Here is an 18,447-nt window from a genome sequence, read left to right on the forward strand (position 1 = left end):
ACCTCCCTATCGTTATTGTACTTTGTTCTCTTCGTCAATCCCTTTGCGTAATGCATTCCAGGCCAGAGTGGCACATTTGATGCGTGCAGGGAACTTGTTCACACCGGATAGGGCTTCGAGATCTTCATAATCGTCGAAATCGACTTCTTCACCTTTCATCAGTGAGGAAAAACGGTTAGCGATATCGAGTGCCTGTTCCATCGTTTTGCCTTTGACAGCCTCCGTCATCATCGATGCAGAGGACATGCTGATGGAGCAGCCTTCACCCGTATATTTGGCTTCCTGAACGATTCCGTCTTTCAGCAAAATTTGCAGTGAAATCCGGTCGCCGCACGTTGGATTGTTCAAATTCACCGTGACAGCGTCATTATCGAATGTTCCGCGGTTACGCGGGTTTTTGTAGTGGTCCATTATAACACGTCTGTACAGATCATCAAGTTGCATCGCCAAAATACTCCTTTGTCTGGATTAAGGCGCTGACAAGCCGATCTACATCTTGTTCGTTATTGTATAGATAGAAGCTGGCACGAGCTGTTGAGCTAACTTCAAGCCAGCGCATTAGCGGTTGACAGCAATGGTGTCCGGCACGAATGGCTACGCCACTCGCATCCAGCACGGTTGCCACATCATGTGGATGAACATCCCCCAGATTAAAGGTAACAACACCCACATGCCGCTTGGCTGGGCCATAGATGGTTAACCCATCGATCTCGGCCAGTCTTTCTGTTGCACAAGCTGCCAGTACACTCTCATGATGTGCGATCTCATCCATACCAATCTGCTCCAGAAAATCAATGGCAGCTCCCAACCCTACCGCACCTGCGATAATCGGGGTTCCGCCTTCGAACTTCCAGGGAAGCTCTTTCCAGTTGGATTCGTACAGACCCACATCATCAATCATTTCACCACCGAACTCAATGGGTTCCATGGACTCCAGCAGCGCCTTTTTGCCGTAGAGTGCACCGATTCCGGTTGGTCCGCACATTTTATGACCGGATAATGCATAGAAATCACAGTCCAGGTCCTGAACGTCCACCTTCATGTGAGGTGTGCTTTGTGCGCCATCAACAACGATGACAGCACCATTGCGGTGTGCAATTTCAGCAATTTGTTTCACAGGATGGATCAGACCCATAACATTGGATACATAAGCGATTGCTACAATTTTAGTATTGTTCGTAATCGTCTTCTCGACATCAGCCAATTCAATATGACCATCAGGCTGAAGCGGGATGTATTTCAATGTTGCACCTGTCTCCTTGGCAACCTGCTGCCAAGGAATCAGATTACTATGGTGCTCCATTTGCGTGATAACAATTTCATCGCCTTCTTTGCAATTGGCGCGGGCATATGATGAAGCCACCAGATTCAGGGCTGTCGTTGTGCCGCGAGTAAAAATAATTTCCTGTGTACGACGGGCATTGATAAACTTGGCTACCTTCTCACGTGCGCCTTCGTAAGCGTCGGTTGCACGACTTCCAAGGGTATGAACACCGCGATGTACGTTGGAGTTCTCATACTCATAATAATGTTTGACTGCTTCGATCACAGCATGAGGCTTCTGTGAAGTCGCAGCACTATCTAAATATACGAGCGGGTGTCCGTTAATTTCCTGGTGGAGGATCGGGAACTGCTCGCGAATGGACGGGTTCATTGTCCCAGCTTCTTCTCAATCAGGGACTGCAATTGGGTGCGCAGTGCTTCCAGAGGAATATCCGCCACCACCGGAGCCAGGAAGCCATAGATGATCAGGCGTTCGGCATCCGTACGGTTAATTCCGCGCGACATCAAGTAATGAATCTGCTCGGCATTGACTTGACCAACAGAAGCCGCGTGACCTGCTGTTACATCATCCTCATCAATGAGGAGGATTGGGTTGGCGTCTCCACGTGCTTTAGGGCTCAGCATCAACACTTTCTCTGTCTGCTGTCCATCGGCTTTGGTAGCGCCTTTCTCAATCTTCGTGATCCCGTTGATGATTGCAGAAGCTTCTTCACGCATAACTGCACGTGTAATCATCTGACTTGGTGTATTCTTGCCGAAGTGACGAGCTTCCGTTGTGTAGTTGATTTTCTGCGAACCGGAACCTACAGCGATGACTTTGGAATCAGAACTTGATCCATTGCCTTTCAGCACGGTCATCGTGTTGCTCGCTGTGTCGCCATTGTTCATTTCGCCTACAATCCACTCGATGGAAGCATCATTCTCCAACACTGCACGACGGAATGAAACATCAGTTACATTCACACTCAGTTGATGAACCGATGCAAAACGTACTTTAGCACCAGATTTTGCGAATACTTCCACAACACCATTATGGAAGACAGGTGCGGACAATTCGCCAGATACATAGTTATCAACATAAGTTACTGAACTGTTTGCTTCTGCAACTACAAGCACGTGAGGTGCAAACGTTGCAGAAGCGTCATCCGTAAGCAACACTGCTTGCAGTGGTACTTCGATTTCGACATTTTTCGGAACATACAGGAAGACCCCGCCATTCCAAAGTGCCGCATGCAATGCAGCGAGAGAATGCTCATCCGCTTTCACCGCTGTGTTCAGATATGGTTTTACCAGATCGCCATGTTCGCGAACCGCTGTAGCCAGATCCGTAAAGATAACCCCTTTTGCTGCCAGATCAGCAGACACCTTGGAGTATACCGTACCGGAATTGCGCTGGATAACCAGACTGCCTTCAGCTTGATCCTGAACCAGATCTTTGATGGAAGCAGGTACTTCTGTCAAAGAAGAAATAGCTTCACTTGTTTTATATGTTCCGTACTCGCTGACATTCCAGCGTTCGATTTTTTGTTTTTCCAGTTTAGGAAGCGCAAGCCCGCTCGCAAGCTTTAAAGCTTCGAGCCGCTGTTCGGTCAACCAGCCGGGTTCATTGTTGCTTTCCGACAAGGCGCGAAGCGCTTCAGATTCAACCGGAAGAATTGTTTGTGTAGTCATTGATTAATCCTCCTCCGTTTTGTCTTTACGCTTCTTGACCTACAGTTTCGTCTGTAATTCCCAGCTCTTCCTTAACCCAGTCATATCCTTCAGCTTCCAGACGGTGTGCCAGTTCAGGTCCGCCGGATTTCACGATACGACCTTGCATCATAACGTGTACGTAGTCAGGAGTAATGTAGTTAAGCAGGCGTTGATAGTGAGTGATGATCAAGAAACCACGATCTTCGCTCTTCATTGCATTTACACCGTTTGCTACGATTTTCAGAGCATCGATGTCCAGACCGGAGTCAATTTCATCAAGTACTACGATTTTCGGATCAAGCAGCATCATTTGCAGAATCTCGTTACGTTTTTTCTCACCACCGGAGAAACCTTCATTCAGGTAACGGTGAGCGAACTCAGGGTTCATGTCGAGTTCTTTCATTTTACCTTCCATTTGACGAATGAACTTGATCAGGGAAATCTCGTTACCTTCGCCACGACGTGCGTTAATTGCACTACGCAAGAAGTCGGAGTTTGTAACACCTGCAATTTCACTTGGGTATTGCATAGCCAGGAAAAGACCTGCACGTGCACGCTCATCTACAGCCATATCCAATACATCTTCACCATCAAGTGTAATTGTACCGTCAGTTACTTCATATTTGGGATGGCCCATCAATGCAGATGCCAGAGTTGATTTACCTGTTCCGTTCGGACCCATGATTGCGTGGATTTCTCCACCTTTCATTTCCAGGTTGATGCCTTTCAGGATTTCCTTACCTTCGATCGTCGCTTTCAGACCTTCAATGACGAAATTCGTAGCCATGTGTATTGTTTCCCTCCATTGATTAAATTGATGTTTACTGTCGAAAACGAAAAAGCACCTATTATATCTGAACAGGGCTTCCCCTGAATTTCTCTTGTACTCGATTCCTTAAAGCAAGAACACTTTAGAATAATTCTAAACTGATTCTCAATGATAATCAAGCTATTTCCTCAGAGTGTATATTCCTTGCAGGTAACATTATTCTTTCTGATTCTATAATAAATACCAGATTGAATCAAATGAGAAAACATCTCCCGCCGAGATAGACAGTGAGAAAAATCACAGAAAATCAAGCTTTTATCGTATCTGCTATACACTAATCTAAAAAGGACTTATCCATATTATGGACAAGCCCCTTCATTAATAATATTACAAATAATATTACAATTTGAGCATCTCGTTAATCTTCTGTACCTGTTCGTCAAAATCCGCAACGTCCACTGCCGGCGTCATTTCGCGCGGCACCGGACCATTCGGAATAGAAATCCATGAACGACAACCGTTATATCCAGGCAGTACGGGGATTTCCATCGGTTCTTTCAAAAGGTACACACGTAGAATCAATACATGGAGCGGATCTTTCCGTTTCCATTTCAAACGGTCTTCGGCAAAATCCGCTGTCCACATATGAAAGTCAAGAAGTCGATCCAGCATCTCCTGATCTCGTATCTCCAGATCCTGCGTTACTTCGGCATATGCAGTAATACGGATTGTCGAAGCTTCGGGCACCCATTCGGCCAGTGATTCTTCAACATAGGATTGATCCGAGGACTTAATCAGTTCTTTACGCTGATGTTCATAAGTCGGATACAGGTAAAACGCCGGACTTTTCAGCTCAAAATGTCGGGTTTCCTCTACAATACCACCCTTGCGCATCACCATAATTTGGCGACCCGTTTCCAGTGCTTTGATTGCAGAAGCCCATTCTTTTAAAGCAGGTATCGTTGGTTCTAACATAAGCGGTTCCCTCCCCTATCGTTCTTGTCAGCAGTATAGACGCTCATAGCGTTTCTGACAACAAAGATCCGAGCTCAGAAAGCTTACGTAAGAGAACCACTTGTATTAGGCAAAATCTTGGCTATATTAACCCAGGAAAGAGCGAAGCATCCACATGTGTTTCTCAAGATCAGCCTTGAAGCCTGTCAGCATATCGGATGTTGGTTGATCTTCAGCTGCATCTGCAACTTCGATACCTTCCTGATATTCATTCGAAAGTGTAGCGAAGTCCTCGATCAAGTTTTGCACCATCGTCTTCGCGTCTTCTCCGCCTGCTGCTTCCTGGATAGAAGAAAGCTCCAGATACTCTTTCATTGTAGCCGCTGGGCTACCTTTCAGCGTAAGGATACGCTCTGCGATTTCATCCATTTGTACTGTAACTTCGTTGTAGAACTCTTCGAATTTCACATGCAACGTGAAGAAGTTAGGTCCTTTAACGTACCAGTGATAGTTATGGATTTTAACATACAATACGTTCAGGTTAGCAACCTGACGATTAAGTACTTGTTCCACCGATTTTGCTTGATCTGTTTTGTTTTTTGTAGCCATATTAATCCCATCCTTTATTTAAAATTAGTCTGTCATGCCGTGGTAAGCAGGTTGTCCCGCAATGCATAACAGAGAGTTAATAATGTTTCACCGCACGTAGCGGAGAGGCTTGCTAACGGCGTTTCTCTCAACCGTCCGGCCTATTTGTTTTTACCCTTGAACAGGAAGTTCGAATCAGGATCAACTTGACTTGTCTCAAAAAAAAGTTCAAAAACCGTGCTTTTTCCGATATACTGACATATACCAAGCAAAGAAGTGGGTTTTCCTGTTTCTTCATATATATGGAGGTGGCACCTTTGTCCCAATATCGCCCGTTTACCCCCCAGGATGCAATTGAACTGGCCAGAACATTACCGGGTCCATTTGCGGCAGATGCGAATCTGGATTGTCACGAGATCGGCGACGGCAATCTGAATTTGGTTTTCCACATCACGGATCAGAACTCCGATAAAAGTATCATTATCAAACAGGCGCTTCCTTATGCGAAAGTGGTTGGAGAATCATGGCCGCTCTCTCTGGTACGTGCCCGCATTGAACGTGAGATTCTTCAGGAAGAGTATCGTCTGTGTCCAGGGATGGTACCCGAAGTGTATCATTACGATGATGACCTCGCGTTAACGGTTATGGAAGATCTGAGTGATCATGTGATCATGCGCAAAGGCTTGATCGAAGGTGTTTCCTATCCTCTTTTTGCACAGCATATTGGGGAATTCATGGCAAGAACGCTGTTCTTCACATCCGACTTGGGCATGGATCAGCAATTGAAGAAGGAAAAACAGGGCAGATTCATTAATCCGGACCAATGCAAAATAACGGAGGATCTGATCTTTGATGAACCCTATCGGATCGCCGAGAAAAATAATTATGATGCTTCCATTGAAGACGAGGCTGAAGCCCTTCGCACAGATGGAGAGCTTCACCTTGAAGTGGCATTACTACGGGAAAAATTCCTGACACATGGGCAGGCACTGCTTCATGGAGATCTGCATACAGGCAGTATTTTTGTTACACCTGAATCAACAAAGGTCATCGATCCCGAATTTGCATATTACGGCCCCATGGGATTCGATGTCGGTGCAGTCCTCGCGAACCTGCTCTTGAATTACGCATCCCTGCCAGGATGGATTCAGAATGAGACTGCTTTGCGTGAGCGTGAGACGATTATGCTGAATATGGTTCGTGATGTATGGACTGAATTCGAATCTCGTTTCCGTGTCCTCTGGGTTAACGACCTCGTTGATCCGATGGCAAAAACGCCAGGCTATCAGGATCTGTATGTGCAACAATTGTTCAGAGATTCGATCGGCTTTGCAGGTGCCAAAATGGTTCGTCGTATCGTGGGACTCGCTCACGTGGCGGATATAGATACCATTCCAAATGCGACCGAACGTGAACATGCTCAGCGTAAAGCGTTGTCCATTGGTAAAGCATTGATCAAGAACAATCGTCGCTTGAATACCATCGGCGAAGTAATGGATATTGTATCCACAGCTGTTACTACTACTAAGGCTTAACATAAGGAACGGAGGAATCACCCATGACAACCCCTGAATATCAGCCTCTGTCCTCTCTCATTTGGAAAAAGGACAAGCTTGAAATGCTTGACCAGCGTCTGCTGCCCGAAACGATCCTCATGTTGAAACTGTATACACCCGAGGAAGTATGGGAATCCATCCACTCCATGAAAGTACGCGGTGCTCCGGCGATTGGTATTGCTGCTGCATTTGGTGTTGTATTGGGTGCCAAATCATATGACGGAACAACTGTTCAAGGTTGGTTGGACCACGTGAAATCCATATGTGCTCATCTGGCTACTTCCCGTCCAACCGCGGTGAACCTTTTCTGGGCACTGGATCGCATGATGCAAAAAGCAAATGAGGTCGTTGAATCCGGCCTGAGCCTTGATGAGGGCAATGTTGCGCTTGAAGTAGAAGCTCTGTTAATTCAGAAGGAAGACGAAGAAGTATGCCGCATGATCGGCGAAAATGCACTGCCTTTATTCGAAGATGGCATGGGTGTTCTCACTCACTGTAATGCAGGCGGACTGGCTACTGCGAAATATGGTACGGCAACTGCTCCAATGTATCTCGCACAGGAACGTGGCATTCACCTGAAAGTATTTGCAGACGAGACTCGTCCCGTACTTCAGGGTGCGCGCCTAACTGCATTTGAGTTACAGCAAGCCGGCATTGACGTTACGCTGCTCTGTGATAACATGGCAGGCATGGTGATGTCTAAAGGCTGGATTCAAGCCGTTATCGTCGGAACAGATCGTGTTGCTGCGAATGGGGATGTGGCTAACAAAATCGGAACCTACAGCGTAGCCGTGCTTGCCAAGGCTCACAATATTCCGTTTTATGTAGCGAGCCCATTGTCAACCATCGATTTGTCTACTCCATCCGGAGATCTTATTCCGATTGAGGAACGGGCTGCGGAGGAAGTGACTGAAGGATTTGGCAAACGTACCGCACCACAAGGTATCAAGGTATTCAATCCAGCATTTGACGTAACGCCTAACGAATATGTAACAGCTATTATCACGGAGAAAGGCGTTGTTCGCGCACCTTTCCAAGAAAATCTGGCTGCCTTGTTCGCAAAGGAAGAAGCTTAATTTAATAAGAGTATTCAAGAAAAAAGTTCGTGTGTAGAGCTAGTAGCTACTGATGTGCCCGGCTCTGTATTAGAACGCTAAGACGCTAAAGAAGGGCTTCCCATATGGGGAGCCCTTCTTTAGCGTCTTAGATCATTCTCAACAAAGCCTCTACCCCCGTCATGCCAACCGTAATGCCCATGGCCTCGGCTTCTGTTGTCACCGACTCCATAGGTGCATGCAACAATTGCTCCAGTGTACGCACACCAACCGCCCGAGCCGCAATAATTTTGCGATCACCGAGCTTCTCATTAAGTAATCCCACGTCGAGTGCTCCGCACATGATATATCCTTTGGATGTGTTAATGGTCAACAACGTTGTTTTGGGCAGTTTGACTTCTACCCCTACCAATACATGCTCTCCAACTACAATGGGCTCCATCGTCACCATAATTTCCCGATCCACCTCCTCTTCCACAGGTCACGATAATTGTATGCCTCATTGTGGATTGTCGTGTGGACACCTGCCGTGTTTGAGAAAATGTAGGTACTTACAGTTCAGACGGCTAAAAGGTTGCCCCCTCCCAATAGTGTCGGAATATTTGTTTAGCTAATTCACACACAACATGAACATATAATAAAAAGCCACCTCAGAAATGAGGCAGCTCTCATAATAATCATTAATATTTTTGATCGTCTATAAGTTCATCAAGGTCATACTTCAAATTATAATCTGTGTATATTACTCTAAGTCTTACAGCATCAGTAACCCTGGCCAACATCAAACTAATACTGGTTTTTTTCTTGTCAATCACCCAATTAGATTCGAGAGCAACCGCACCCGAGAGTAGATTTTTTTCTATATCATCGTCATAATGAACTCGTTTTCCATTTGGAGTTAAACCATCTTGGAAGTTAATTGAAGCATCATATTCGTCAAAGAGGTCACGTTTTATACTGAAGTATTTATAGACCTTGTCCATAGTAGTTTTTTTAGAATCATTAGGATAAATCTCGTATACTGCCCGTACTAATTTATTTTTATAGAATATGTATACTAGTTTTGCGTTTACTCTGAATCCCGTTGTTTTGTATTCCAGTAGTGAGATATCCTTGATTTTGGTTGTATCCAACAATTTCGACTTCTCTTTCTTTTTAACCTGATTAACTGTCATTCCCCAATTTACGTTCTTAAAATCATACTTAGTAGTTGCTGTTGCTGGTGCATATGTAGTTGAAACGACAAACAATAATAAAACTAAAAACGACAAAACTAACTTCTTCATATGTAGACCTCATCTCCTAAATTATGGAATGATTATACCATGCCAAAAGGAGCGGGTCTATGGGATTTGATAGAAGGGATTAGAACGCAGGGAATAAACACCAATAAAAGCCCCCTCACCCAAGGTGAGTTGAATTGGGCCAAACTTAAAACGTATGCTCATCATTCTTTAATCGCCTTATCTCCGTTAAATCTCTTCTAATTCCCAGTACACGTCTATGAAGTACACTTCGATCTATTGATTCAGCTACCGACTTTTTGAACTGAACATCCAATTCACTTAATTGCTCCTGAGCTAGTTTCTTTTTATGTATTGGTTTCACTTGAACTTTTGTAGTTTCGGGCTTGACAGGCTTCAATCTTTTCTGCTTCATAATCTGTTCAAATACACTGTCCGCTTGATGCATGTTCTTCATTCCTTAATGTGTGATGAGCATATTGTAACATAATAACGAGAAGACAGTTGTTAAACGTCAGAGTACAAACATTTAGAGCGGGCATGAGCTATTGGAGATCAACATAATAAAGGGAAGTTAAGCAAAAGCACAGCCTTTACGGGGGTCGTCATAAAATACAGTCACAATTGATTTTTTTTTAGCGTTCTCAACTCCTTTTAAACACTTTTGAAAACTAATGAATGTTGTCTCATATGGGTTCATTATTTACGTGTAACAGCACTTTGCGACTCTACTCCAAAATGAGGTACGGTAGTTGCTCCGTACATGCCAATGCGTGCTCTCCAACAATAATGGGCTGCATCGGTCAACAAATTTCCCGATCCACCTCCTCTTTCACAGTTCACGAATGTTGTTTTCCTCATTCTGGATTGTCTTGTGGACACTTCTAAAAGACGTGAATAATAAGGTTTATTTGTGATATTCACCCATTTGTTTCGGCATATTTCTGCGTCTCTAGCACTATGATAATTTCCTTTTTAATGATATAGTGAATTGAAGCGTTTTTTTGAGCTGACATACTTTTTAACGGGGCTGGGATGAATGAAAGAAACCTTATCCAATCAAGAGGACATCGGCTTTTTATTTAATGTCGATATACTTATTAAGAGCCGCTCAAATGCATTGGCACTGCAGTCCCTGTTGGAGTTCATAAACAATGAAGAACAAATTGCGGACTTTCGGATTCAATCCGGCATAGAGCTAGGCAAAATTATTGAAGCGACACTCCAGTCCAAGAAGGACTCTTTCGTCACACTTCACAACGAACGCAAAAAAGCCAACGCAGCACAGAAGGCGTCCACTGCAGCTCAAACACCTGCCTCACCTGCTCCAGTCAAAACACAGAATCAACAAGAAAAACCGGTTAGCGAGAAAAAGCCTGCCACCCAAACATCCAATGTCTCCGATGGAAACTCGTTTGACGCGTGGATTGACACGCTCATTAAAGAGAATAAACTCACCCGTATTGTTGTCAATAACAAAAACGGTAAACATCAGAGCATTCCTTGCCGTATTCTGAATTTTGATCGAGATACCAGTATTGTGAGCATATATCATGTCGATGAAAAACAGGTGTATACGTTCCGAACCAATGAAATCGATGAGTTTCTGTAACTAACTTCATCGGATTAAAACAAAAAGCAACTTGCGTTAGAATGAGGGGACATTCTAACGCAAGTTGCTTTTTTAGTTCTATGGTTCATGCAGGATTGAACCCTCCGAGATTTGTTTGGACCCATCAGGAGCGATCCTTACCTCGCTGCCATACATCTAATGCCAATAACAACCATCCGGCAATGAAGGCTACCCCACCAATCGGTGTGATGGCACCCAGAATCTTGATGCCAGAAATACTAAGCACATACAAACTGCCAGAGAACACGATAATTCCGATAAACAACAAACGCGCTGCCCACTTCAGTTTTGTCGATGCTCCAAGTTGACCAGCCGTCAAGCCAATAATGAGCAGACCCAATGCATGAATCATGTGATATTGCACACCTGTCTCATATGTAGCTATGGCCGCCGGTCCAATCGTATCCTTGAGCATGTGAGCACCAAACGCACCAATCGCCACCGACAGCATGGTCATTACAGCTCCAAGCATCATCCATCTTCGTTGCATGTAAGTTCTCTCCCTTAATTCAACTACACTTCACTCCTATTATTGTAGCGAATCCACTCCTCCTTTACCAGTTCGGGTGTAGCTTCATAGATCATATGTCTGTTTATACTTACTAAACCTATCCCTACCCTAAATATCGTAGAAAACTGGCGTAAATCCTTGATTTTTATCAATAATTATGGAAAAGTAAACAGGTATGTAATCGTTGTATTTTAAGAAAGAACTATTACTCATTGATTAGGTTAATAACACTCAGTACGATGATTAAGGGAGGCAAGTCAACATTATGGATAATCGCGATTCCTATAATTCAGGTTATAACAACACGGATCAGAATCCTGGCCATGCAGATCCATACAATAACAATGGGTATGAAGCATACCCGTCAGATCATGAGAGGCAACCAATGGTACCACTGAAACATTCCGGACCTGGAATCGCCAGCTTCGTCATTGGGTTGGTTGCAATCTTGGGTTATATTCTGATATTCTTTATTGCCACCATGGCTGTAAACGAGTCCATAGGAGTTCTTACCCCGTTGCAGACAGAAGAGATAGCCTTGCATCCAGCAGTGGTTCTGGCTTCATTAGCCATCCTGGTCTGCCTGATTCTCAATCTGGCCGGAGGCATCGTCGGAATTATTGGTCTTGTCCTCAAGAATCGAAAGAAAGTTTTTGCCATTATCGGAACCATATTAAATGGGATCATGATTCTGTTATTCGTTGGACTTATCTTGGTAGGCATGACGCTGATGTAACGCTTTGCATCAGCGTCATGTTTCCTTATAATTAAAATGAATGGGTTTACACATAAGTATAATCTATATTATTTGCCAAAATCATTGTTTTCAAAGGAGATTGACATGTCACGAATCAAAATTTTTGCGGACAGCACAAGTGATCTGGCTCCAGAATGGATCCAGCAGCACGATATCGGAATCATCCCCTTATATGTCGTGTTCGGTGAAGAATCACTGAAAGACGGTGCTGAGATTAAACCTGAACAGCTGTATGAACGTGTTAGCCAAGATGGGCGTCTTCCCAAAACAGCTGCACCTTCCCCCGCTGATTTCATAACGGCATTTCAACCTTACATAGATCAAGGGGATGAGATTTTATATATCAGCTTATCTTCTGAACTTTCTTCTACCTATCAAAATGCACGACTAGCGAGTTCCGAATTCCCGGAAGGTCGAATATCGGTCATTGACTCACAGAATCTCTCATCAGGAATTGCGCTGATGGTGATGAAAGCTGTATATGCTGCCGATAAAGGACAAAACCTGACTCAGATTACACACCTGATTGAGGCGATGAAACCAAATGTACGCACCGAATTTGTCATCGATACCCTGGAGTATCTGCATAAAGGCGGACGCTGTTCGGGCATGCAGAACCTGATTGGTAGCCTGCTCAAGATTCGCCCTGTCATCCGGGTAACGGATGGTAAGATGGCACCTGCTTATAAAGTACGCGGTAAACGGGAGAAAGCGCTGGAACAAATGCTGAATAATACACTTAGCCAGAAGGATCAGATCGATCCAGACCTGCTGATCGTTGTGCACACCATGGCCGAAGAGGATGCGCTGGACTTGCAGAAGTCTTTACAGGAACAGACGGGTGCCCGAGTGGAACTAACTACTGCTGGGTGTGTAATATGCAGTCACTGCGGCCCGAAAACGATTGGAATCATCTATAACACTGTTTTATAGTATTACACGCAACATCGTATCGTATTACCCAATCCTTTCTTCTGGATCTGTATGTGGGTACATCCAATATTTGGACTGGATACTGATATAACTAAAAAGGGCATTCCGAGCTTAAACGCTCAGGATGCCCTTTAATATTTTTGCTAAACTTTTGAATGACCTACACTTGGTCCATTGCTCATTATGATGATGGATCAATAACTTTTGGTCCGCAGATCATCCAGACTTTTGAATGCATATCCTTGCTTGCGAGCCTCATCAATGATGGAACCCAGAGCTTCCGTGTTATCTTTGGATACCGAATGAAGCAAAATAACAGCACCCGGATGGAGTTGTTTCAACACCTGTTGATGAGCATATTGTGCGCCACGCTGTACATTGGTATCCCAATCTTTATAAGCAACAGACCAGAACACATTTACATAACCCTGAGCATGACTCTCTGCAAGCGTACGATTGTTAAAGATCCCACGCGGTGGCCGTAAAAAGGTCGCTTGTTGACCCGTCAGCCGATTGACCTCCGACTTGACCTTCTCGAGTTCCTCTCTAAGCTTTTCATTGGAGATGCGGGTCATATCCGGATGACTCCATGAATGATTACCGACAATATGACCTTCAGCCGCCATACGTTTGACCAACTCAGGCTGATCTTTCAGATAATGACCTGTCACAAAGAAAGCAGCTGGCACCTTCTTGGTGCGCAAAACATCCAGTATGGCAGGTGTGAATCCATTCTCATACCCGTTATCAAACGTGAGATACAATTCCTTTTGTTTTGTATCCCCCAGGAAAATGGCATCGTTATGTTGTAAGATCGATTTAAAGCCTTCCTGATCAATGGAGGGCAGTTGACCGTTTTGACTTTTTTTGAAGCCAAAGTGATACGCTCCGGTAACCGGTGATGCTTCAGTCTGTGCCGGTACCATACTGATGGATAACAGTGCCACCAGTATATATAGAACCATTCGCTTCATTCCATCCGCTCCTGTTCCTGAAAATTCGGTTAGTCGTTTGCACACACGAACACCTTCAGGTAATATGCCACAGGAACAGCTAATGTATGTAAATCCTTAACGATCAAAACGTTTATTTGCAGGTTGTGGCGGAGATTGATGGAACAATTCAAGCAAGGTCTGGGGTTTGCCACTGGAGGCAAGCCATTCCCTCACTGTCTGTATGGCACGAGTTTGTCCATCTCCCCGATCACGCCATGTAAGCAACTCGATAACTTTGATAATCAAGGCAGACATATTGTGATTATCCAGTTCAGATCGTTCTGCTCTCAGCTTGTGATATAACGCCTCCTGTTCCCAATCCAGAAGAATTTCATCACCAATGGTTGGCTTCAAAAGGGTGTACGCTCTGTCACAACCTTTACAACGAACTGTGCTGACCTGTTCATCTATAAATTCCACTCGAACCTCCTGATGGCAATCCGGGCATTTGAATCCAACTTTTATGTTTTGTATGTTTTCGTTCATGACATTGTTCCTCCTGCGATGTGAGCATTTTACATCATTTCATGCAAAAAACTCCTTGGATATATGCATAATGCTTATGTATGTACTACATCTATACCCGATATTTTGTCGATTCACGCTTATTTTGAAGAAATCTGTAAGGTGCTATAATCTTGTAAATATGTTAAAATATTATACATATCATGGTAGGGAAAAGGCGGGATACTCATGTCGAAGGAAGAGCGCAATATAACCTGGCAATCATCCAGCATCAACAGACAGGACCGGGAGAAACATAATGGGCACCGTAGTCGTGCCATCTGGTTCACCGGGTTATCAGGTGCAGGAAAGTCATCCCTTGCATTTGCCCTGGAGCAGTATCTTTACGACCAAGGCGTACGCTGTTATGTTCTAGACGGGGATAATGTACGTCATGGACTGAACCGTGATCTCGGTTTTACAACAGGGGATCGTCAAGAAAATTTGCGGCGAATTGGAGAAGTATCGAAGTTAATGGTAGATGCCGGGTTGTTTGTACTTTCGGCTTTTATCTCTCCTCATGAACAGGATCGGGAGATGGTTAGACAGTTATTTGAACCAGATGATTTCATTGAAATCTATGTGCGCTGTTCAATTCAAGAATGTGAGCGTCGTGATCCCAAGGGTCTATACAAAAAAGCCCGCAATGGTGACATCCCGCATTTCACAGGCATTTCCGCCCCCTATGATGTACCAAAATCTCCTTCATTTATTATCGATACAGAGCAATGGTCCATTGAGGAAGCCGTGCAAGAGATCGTACAGCATTTGGAGCAGATCGGTGCTCTTCAACTGCCGCTTCCTACGAAAACAGCTGTTATTCATTAGTCCTTGCTCAATATACGAACCACCAACATGAAAGGCGCGCCCATCGTGGCGCGCCTCTTTTACGTGATACCATTGCTCGTTATACCATCAATAAATGAATACAGAGAAGAAGATACACACGCTCTACCATCGCGTTTGAACGTCTTCTAATGTCCACTCACTCACTTATTGCCCCACGACACCCGCTTGCATATTAAGAAGCTTTCTGAACGTCCCTACCGGATCTGTAGATAACTGCTGGTACCCGCCTTCTTGAATCACCCGACCTTCATCGAGCACTATTACACGATCTGCCGTCCGAATCGTGGACAATCGATGTGCAATCACGATAATGGTCACATGTCCTTTTAGCCGTTCTAACGCCTCATGAATGTACTGTTCATTCTCACTGTCCAGCGCACTCGTTGCTTCATCCAGTACCAATACAGAAGGATTACGCAGCATAGCCCGGGCAAGCACCAATCGCTGACGTTCACCCCCGGATAGACGTATACCCCGATCACCAATGATCGTATCCAGACCCTGAGGCAACTTCCGTACAAATGACGCAGAGGAGGAAAATTGCAAAGCCTGCCACATCTGTTCTTCACTTGCATTTGGATCAACAAGACGCAGATTCTCACGAATACTCGTATGAAACAGGAATGGGTCCTGGGAGACATATCCGATGGAACTTCGCCAGCTCAATAATCGTTCTTCTGACAGAGGCACTCCGTCAATCAGAATACGACCAGATTCAGGCCTCACGAGGCCCATAATCAGATCTATCAGCGTGCTCTTTCCTGCTCCGGATTTCCCCACAATTGCGGTCATCCCCCTTGCTGGAATCGAAGCTTGCACATTTCTCAATGAGTAAGCATCACTTCCCTCATAGCGATAGCAGACATCCTCACATGTGATAGATTCCTTCAGTTCCATAGGTTGAATCCCATCAGTTCCAATGTCTCCTGCCGAAGCAATCTCTGCACTAATCTCACGACTTTTCGCCGTCTGCGCTTGCAGTTCTCTGACTACCCGAAATGCAGGCAGCATGGAGCTGATGTACTCCAGATTGGACTGAATCGCCGTAAACCTTGGCCATAACCGGGAAAAGATAAGGATGATGAGCAGCAGACTTGCGGGTGGCACCGTCATTACACGAAGGGAAAGATAGATGAATGCCGCAATAATGATTGCCGCGGACATCCGGTGAATCAGCTGTGTCCCACTGTTCAATTGGCTAAATTGAATGACATTGCGTTCTATCTGTCTGCACATGCGCTCAAACCAGTTCATGTGTGAACGCTCGAGCATGTTGCTCTTAATATCCTTAATGCCGTTGAAATGCTCGGTAATGCCGTTATAATAACTTTGCGAGAATTCAGAAGTCTGGTCCCCGATCTGCTTGGCCCGCTTGACGAATTTTCGTAAGACGATAAATAATAACAATCCACAGACCAGCACAAGTGCCGTCAATTTGGCGGATAACCAAAAAGCAAGACCGATCTGAATTCCCGTAAAGATCAGAGAGGCTGCCATTTGCAGCATAATGCTCGTTCCCTGGCTCACACGTGCAAGTTCAGTCGTTAATATATGGTTAAAATCGGATTTTCGTTTTTGGAGAAAAAATGACCACTGCGCCATAATAATAGCACCATAGGTTTCCATGCGCAGCGTTCGTACAAATTGCTGCTGGATTCGAGTATTACGGATCGTCTGGAGACGCTGCATCCAGGCCTGTCCGGAGACAATCAACACAAAGGTGAACAATACGAGTAACAATTGGCTATTATCAGAAAAACGATTCAACACTTCGCCAATCCAGGGAATGTTTAAGCCTGTGGAGCCCATCTCAAATACGCCAATCAGACTCAGCATCGGAACAAGCATGTAGATACCGATCCCTTCCATGAGACTGATACAGATCATCCCTAGCAGATTCCAATATAAAATGGGCCCCGTGACATGATGCAACTTTCGCATGAAATACCTTAATTCCGAGATCATACTTTACCCCTTTCCGTCACCGTATACCTTTTAATGCGCCGCCAGAACCAGAGAAACGGACGTAACGGAAAGTATAGAAAAAACAAAGAACGTGGAAGTGGCAATTGATCTACATCCCATGTACTTGGATATAAACGTTCAATAAAGAAAAACCATTTCTGTTTTGTACTTCGAAGTTTAAACAAATACGATTGATAAGACTTCATATCAGCCGGACTTTCCAGCATGTCGTTCATGAACATTGCGCCTTCGCTGGCCAATCGCTTGCCTGTACGGTCACTTAAGGACATCAAGGACCTGTACTCTACATCCAGCGGCGTATTCAGCAGCTCCGAAGCCAGATAAAGAGCCTGTGAACCGATCGATAAACGTCCCTCCGCTTTCAGACGTCTCTCTACTTTCTTCACATCGAGTGGCATGCTGCGGATCATCTGGTCGATATCCAGTAACCAGCGCAGTCTGAACCAGCCGTGTCGTGCACCATGGGTTACGAGATAGGCCCATAGATCTTCTTGTTCAAGCATACGGACAGGTGTCTGTGTGTATGAACTGAACCGGCTACGTTTCCACAGCAATTCAAAATCGGTTTCTTTGCCCGAATCCGGGTTCAGGCGCCAATGGATCTCCACTTGAGTCCTTTTGACCGGATGGGTGTAACAGATATGATGTTCCCGCCATTTCCAGCTGCGCACCGTAGGTGCCCGCTCCCCTTCCTTGGATACATACCCGAGGGTAGCCAGAATGCCTTCAGCCGCTTCCACATCATCGAACGGAATCAGGATATCCAGGTCTTTGGAGGTTCGCATCGATACATCACCATAGAGATCATGGGCGAGCGCTGGTCCCTTTAGTGTAATATTGCGGATACCGCGTTCACGAAAAGCTCCACACACCTGCTCCATTTCAGCTGTCAGATGTAACATGCGGAACGTATTGACCGTATATTGTTGTCTCAGACTCTCCATAACATCTTCAGGAATGGTTGCAGAGTTCAATTCTTTCATTTTCAAATAAAGGACAGAGTATAAGCGGTGATGATAGACAAGCCGCAGAAAAAGCTGCCAATCGGTTCCTTGCAAACCCGCCTTGAGTTCTTCAGGGGATAGAGCCGTCAGATCACCTCTAATCATGCTCAAAATCAGCTTAAGCTCCTTTGGA

General features: G+C 44.9%; 20 protein-coding genes. 6 read left to right on the forward strand and 14 right to left on the reverse strand.

Annotation, left to right across the window (positions count from 1 at the left end):
- Positions 1–12 precede the first annotated feature (12 nt).
- The 6 genes from sufU to FE296_RS16910 all read right to left on the reverse strand — a co-directional run bounded on the left by sufU (position 13) and on the right by FE296_RS16910 (position 5,308).
- Positions 13–444, reverse strand: coding sequence for a Fe-S cluster assembly sulfur transfer protein SufU (gene sufU / locus FE296_RS16885; RefSeq protein ID WP_017689537.1), 432 nt, complete (start codon positions 442–444; stop codon positions 13–15).
- A complete protein-coding gene (locus FE296_RS16890; protein ID WP_150365745.1) occupies positions 434–1,654 on the reverse strand; it encodes a cysteine desulfurase in 1,221 nt (406 codons plus the stop codon). Before FE296_RS16890 ends, sufU begins: the two co-directional genes overlap by 11 nt.
- Positions 1,651–2,955, reverse strand: a complete 1,305-nt coding sequence (sufD, locus tag FE296_RS16895; protein WP_091032628.1) for a Fe-S cluster assembly protein SufD — start codon at positions 2,953–2,955, stop codon at positions 1,651–1,653. Before sufD ends, FE296_RS16890 begins: the two co-directional genes overlap by 4 nt.
- A 25-nt stretch (positions 2,956–2,980) precedes the next feature.
- Positions 2,981–3,763, reverse strand: a complete 783-nt coding sequence (sufC, locus tag FE296_RS16900; protein WP_062833524.1) for a Fe-S cluster assembly ATPase SufC — start codon at positions 3,761–3,763, stop codon at positions 2,981–2,983.
- A gap of 381 nt (positions 3,764–4,144) precedes the next feature.
- On the reverse strand, positions 4,145–4,720 hold the full coding sequence (locus FE296_RS16905; protein WP_150365746.1) for a DUF1802 family protein: 576 nt from the start codon (positions 4,718–4,720) through the stop codon (positions 4,145–4,147).
- Positions 4,721–4,846: 126 nt separating this feature from the next.
- Positions 4,847–5,308 carry a Dps family protein gene (locus tag FE296_RS16910; protein WP_017689542.1) on the reverse strand — a complete coding sequence of 154 codons (462 nt, stop codon included), beginning with the start codon at positions 5,306–5,308 and terminating at the stop codon, positions 4,847–4,849.
- A gap of 296 nt (positions 5,309–5,604) precedes the next feature.
- Here FE296_RS16910 and mtnK point away from each other — a divergent pair, with 296 nt between their 5' ends.
- Positions 5,605–6,822 (forward strand): S-methyl-5-thioribose kinase, encoded by a 1,218-nt coding sequence (gene mtnK, locus FE296_RS16915; protein ID WP_190945303.1) that lies wholly within the window; start codon positions 5,605–5,607, stop codon positions 6,820–6,822.
- A 23-nt stretch (positions 6,823–6,845) separates the two neighbouring features.
- Complete coding sequence (gene mtnA, locus FE296_RS16920) at positions 6,846–7,919, forward strand: S-methyl-5-thioribose-1-phosphate isomerase (RefSeq protein WP_150365748.1); 1,074 nt, start codon at positions 6,846–6,848, stop codon at positions 7,917–7,919.
- Positions 7,920–8,046: 127 nt separating this feature from the next.
- Here the strand turns inward: mtnA and FE296_RS16925 are convergent, their stop codons facing one another.
- The 3 genes from FE296_RS16925 to FE296_RS16935 all read right to left on the reverse strand — a co-directional run bounded on the left by FE296_RS16925 (position 8,047) and on the right by FE296_RS16935 (position 9,590).
- Positions 8,047–8,349 carry a YunC family protein gene (locus FE296_RS16925; protein WP_150365749.1) on the reverse strand — a complete coding sequence of 101 codons (303 nt, stop codon included), beginning with the start codon at positions 8,347–8,349 and terminating at the stop codon, positions 8,047–8,049.
- Between the two features lie 229 nt (positions 8,350–8,578).
- Positions 8,579–9,184, reverse strand: a complete 606-nt coding sequence (locus FE296_RS16930; protein WP_150365750.1) for a hypothetical protein — start codon at positions 9,182–9,184, stop codon at positions 8,579–8,581.
- A 145-nt stretch (positions 9,185–9,329) separates the two neighbouring features.
- The gene (locus FE296_RS16935) at positions 9,330–9,590 is read right to left on the reverse strand and encodes a hypothetical protein (protein ID WP_150365751.1); all 261 of its coding nucleotides are present in this window, start codon (positions 9,588–9,590) and stop codon (positions 9,330–9,332) included.
- 591 nt (positions 9,591–10,181) lie between these two features.
- On the opposite strand from FE296_RS16935, the gene FE296_RS16940 reads away from it, so the two are divergent.
- The gene (locus FE296_RS16940; RefSeq protein WP_091014625.1) at positions 10,182–10,754 is read left to right on the forward strand and encodes a hypothetical protein; all 573 of its coding nucleotides are present in this window, start codon (positions 10,182–10,184) and stop codon (positions 10,752–10,754) included.
- Positions 10,755–10,878: 124 nt separating this feature from the next.
- Here the strand turns inward: FE296_RS16940 and FE296_RS16945 are convergent, their stop codons facing one another.
- The gene (locus tag FE296_RS16945) at positions 10,879–11,265 is read right to left on the reverse strand and encodes a DUF423 domain-containing protein (protein WP_091032639.1); all 387 of its coding nucleotides are present in this window, start codon (positions 11,263–11,265) and stop codon (positions 10,879–10,881) included.
- A 286-nt stretch (positions 11,266–11,551) separates the two neighbouring features.
- Between FE296_RS16945 and FE296_RS16950 the strand changes: the two genes are divergently transcribed.
- Together FE296_RS16950 and FE296_RS16955 are read left to right on the forward strand one after the other, a co-directional pair.
- Entirely contained in the window at positions 11,552–12,022 is a 471-nt protein-coding gene (locus tag FE296_RS16950; protein WP_124113746.1) for a hypothetical protein, read from the forward strand.
- Positions 12,023–12,127: 105 nt separating this feature from the next.
- Positions 12,128–12,976, forward strand: coding sequence for a DegV family protein (locus FE296_RS16955; RefSeq protein WP_124113745.1), 849 nt, complete (start codon positions 12,128–12,130; stop codon positions 12,974–12,976).
- A gap of 194 nt (positions 12,977–13,170) precedes the next feature.
- Here FE296_RS16955 and pdaA read toward each other — a convergent pair whose 3' ends face one another.
- Positions 13,171–13,950, reverse strand: coding sequence for a delta-lactam-biosynthetic de-N-acetylase (gene pdaA, locus FE296_RS16960; RefSeq protein ID WP_124113744.1), 780 nt, complete (start codon positions 13,948–13,950; stop codon positions 13,171–13,173).
- 96 nt (positions 13,951–14,046) lie between these two features.
- Positions 14,047–14,457, reverse strand: a complete 411-nt coding sequence (locus FE296_RS16965) for a hypothetical protein (protein WP_150365752.1) — start codon at positions 14,455–14,457, stop codon at positions 14,047–14,049.
- A 207-nt stretch (positions 14,458–14,664) separates the two neighbouring features.
- Here FE296_RS16965 and cysC point away from each other — a divergent pair, with 207 nt between their 5' ends.
- Positions 14,665–15,303, forward strand: coding sequence for an adenylyl-sulfate kinase (gene cysC, locus FE296_RS16970; RefSeq protein WP_124113742.1), 639 nt, complete (start codon positions 14,665–14,667; stop codon positions 15,301–15,303).
- Positions 15,304–15,468: 165 nt separating this feature from the next.
- On the opposite strand, the gene FE296_RS16975 is transcribed toward cysC, so the two are convergent.
- Positions 15,469–17,286 (reverse strand): ABC transporter ATP-binding protein, encoded by a 1,818-nt coding sequence (locus tag FE296_RS16975; RefSeq protein ID WP_190945307.1) that lies wholly within the window; start codon positions 17,284–17,286, stop codon positions 15,469–15,471.
- Positions 17,286–18,419 carry a nucleotidyltransferase domain-containing protein gene (locus FE296_RS16980; RefSeq protein WP_223868916.1) on the reverse strand — a complete coding sequence of 378 codons (1,134 nt, stop codon included), beginning with the start codon at positions 18,417–18,419 and terminating at the stop codon, positions 17,286–17,288. The genes FE296_RS16975 and FE296_RS16980 overlap by 1 nt, the downstream gene beginning before the upstream one ends.
- Between the last annotated feature and the right edge of the window lie 28 nt (positions 18,420–18,447).

Origin of the sequence: Paenibacillus sp. UASWS1643, from assembly GCF_008693195.1 — a bacterium.
GTDB classification, from domain to species: domain Bacteria; phylum Bacillota; class Bacilli; order Paenibacillales; family Paenibacillaceae; genus Paenibacillus; species Paenibacillus amylolyticus_B.

Coding starts and splice junctions, on each gene's coding strand:
- sufU (WP_017689537.1), bottom strand. CDS start 444: ATGCAACTTGATGATCTGTACAGACGTGTTATAATGGACCACTACAAA.
- FE296_RS16890 (WP_150365745.1), bottom strand. CDS start 1,654: ATGAACCCGTCCATTCGCGAGCAGTTCCCGATCCTCCACCAGGAAATT.
- sufD (WP_091032628.1), bottom strand. CDS start 2,955: ATGACTACACAAACAATTCTTCCGGTTGAATCTGAAGCGCTTCGCGCC.
- sufC (WP_062833524.1), bottom strand. CDS start 3,763: ATGGCTACGAATTTCGTCATTGAAGGTCTGAAAGCGACGATCGAAGGT.
- FE296_RS16905 (WP_150365746.1), bottom strand. CDS start 4,720: ATGTTAGAACCAACGATACCTGCTTTAAAAGAATGGGCTTCTGCAATC.
- FE296_RS16910 (WP_017689542.1), bottom strand. CDS start 5,308: ATGGCTACAAAAAACAAAACAGATCAAGCAAAATCGGTGGAACAAGTA.
- mtnA (WP_150365748.1), top strand. CDS start 6,846: ATGACAACCCCTGAATATCAGCCTCTGTCCTCTCTCATTTGGAAAAAG.
- FE296_RS16925 (WP_150365749.1), bottom strand. CDS start 8,349: ATGGTGACGATGGAGCCCATTGTAGTTGGAGAGCATGTATTGGTAGGG.
- FE296_RS16930 (WP_150365750.1), bottom strand. CDS start 9,184: ATGAAGAAGTTAGTTTTGTCGTTTTTAGTTTTATTATTGTTTGTCGTT.
- FE296_RS16935 (WP_150365751.1), bottom strand. CDS start 9,590: ATGCATCAAGCGGACAGTGTATTTGAACAGATTATGAAGCAGAAAAGA.
- FE296_RS16940 (WP_091014625.1), top strand. CDS start 10,182: ATGAAAGAAACCTTATCCAATCAAGAGGACATCGGCTTTTTATTTAAT.
- FE296_RS16945 (WP_091032639.1), bottom strand. CDS start 11,265: ATGCAACGAAGATGGATGATGCTTGGAGCTGTAATGACCATGCTGTCG.
- FE296_RS16950 (WP_124113746.1), top strand. CDS start 11,552: ATGGATAATCGCGATTCCTATAATTCAGGTTATAACAACACGGATCAG.
- FE296_RS16955 (WP_124113745.1), top strand. CDS start 12,128: ATGTCACGAATCAAAATTTTTGCGGACAGCACAAGTGATCTGGCTCCA.
- pdaA (WP_124113744.1), bottom strand. CDS start 13,950: ATGAAGCGAATGGTTCTATATATACTGGTGGCACTGTTATCCATCAGT.
- FE296_RS16965 (WP_150365752.1), bottom strand. CDS start 14,457: ATGAACGAAAACATACAAAACATAAAAGTTGGATTCAAATGCCCGGAT.
- cysC (WP_124113742.1), top strand. CDS start 14,665: ATGTCGAAGGAAGAGCGCAATATAACCTGGCAATCATCCAGCATCAAC.
- FE296_RS16980 (WP_223868916.1), bottom strand. CDS start 18,419: ATGATTAGAGGTGATCTGACGGCTCTATCCCCTGAAGAACTCAAGGCG.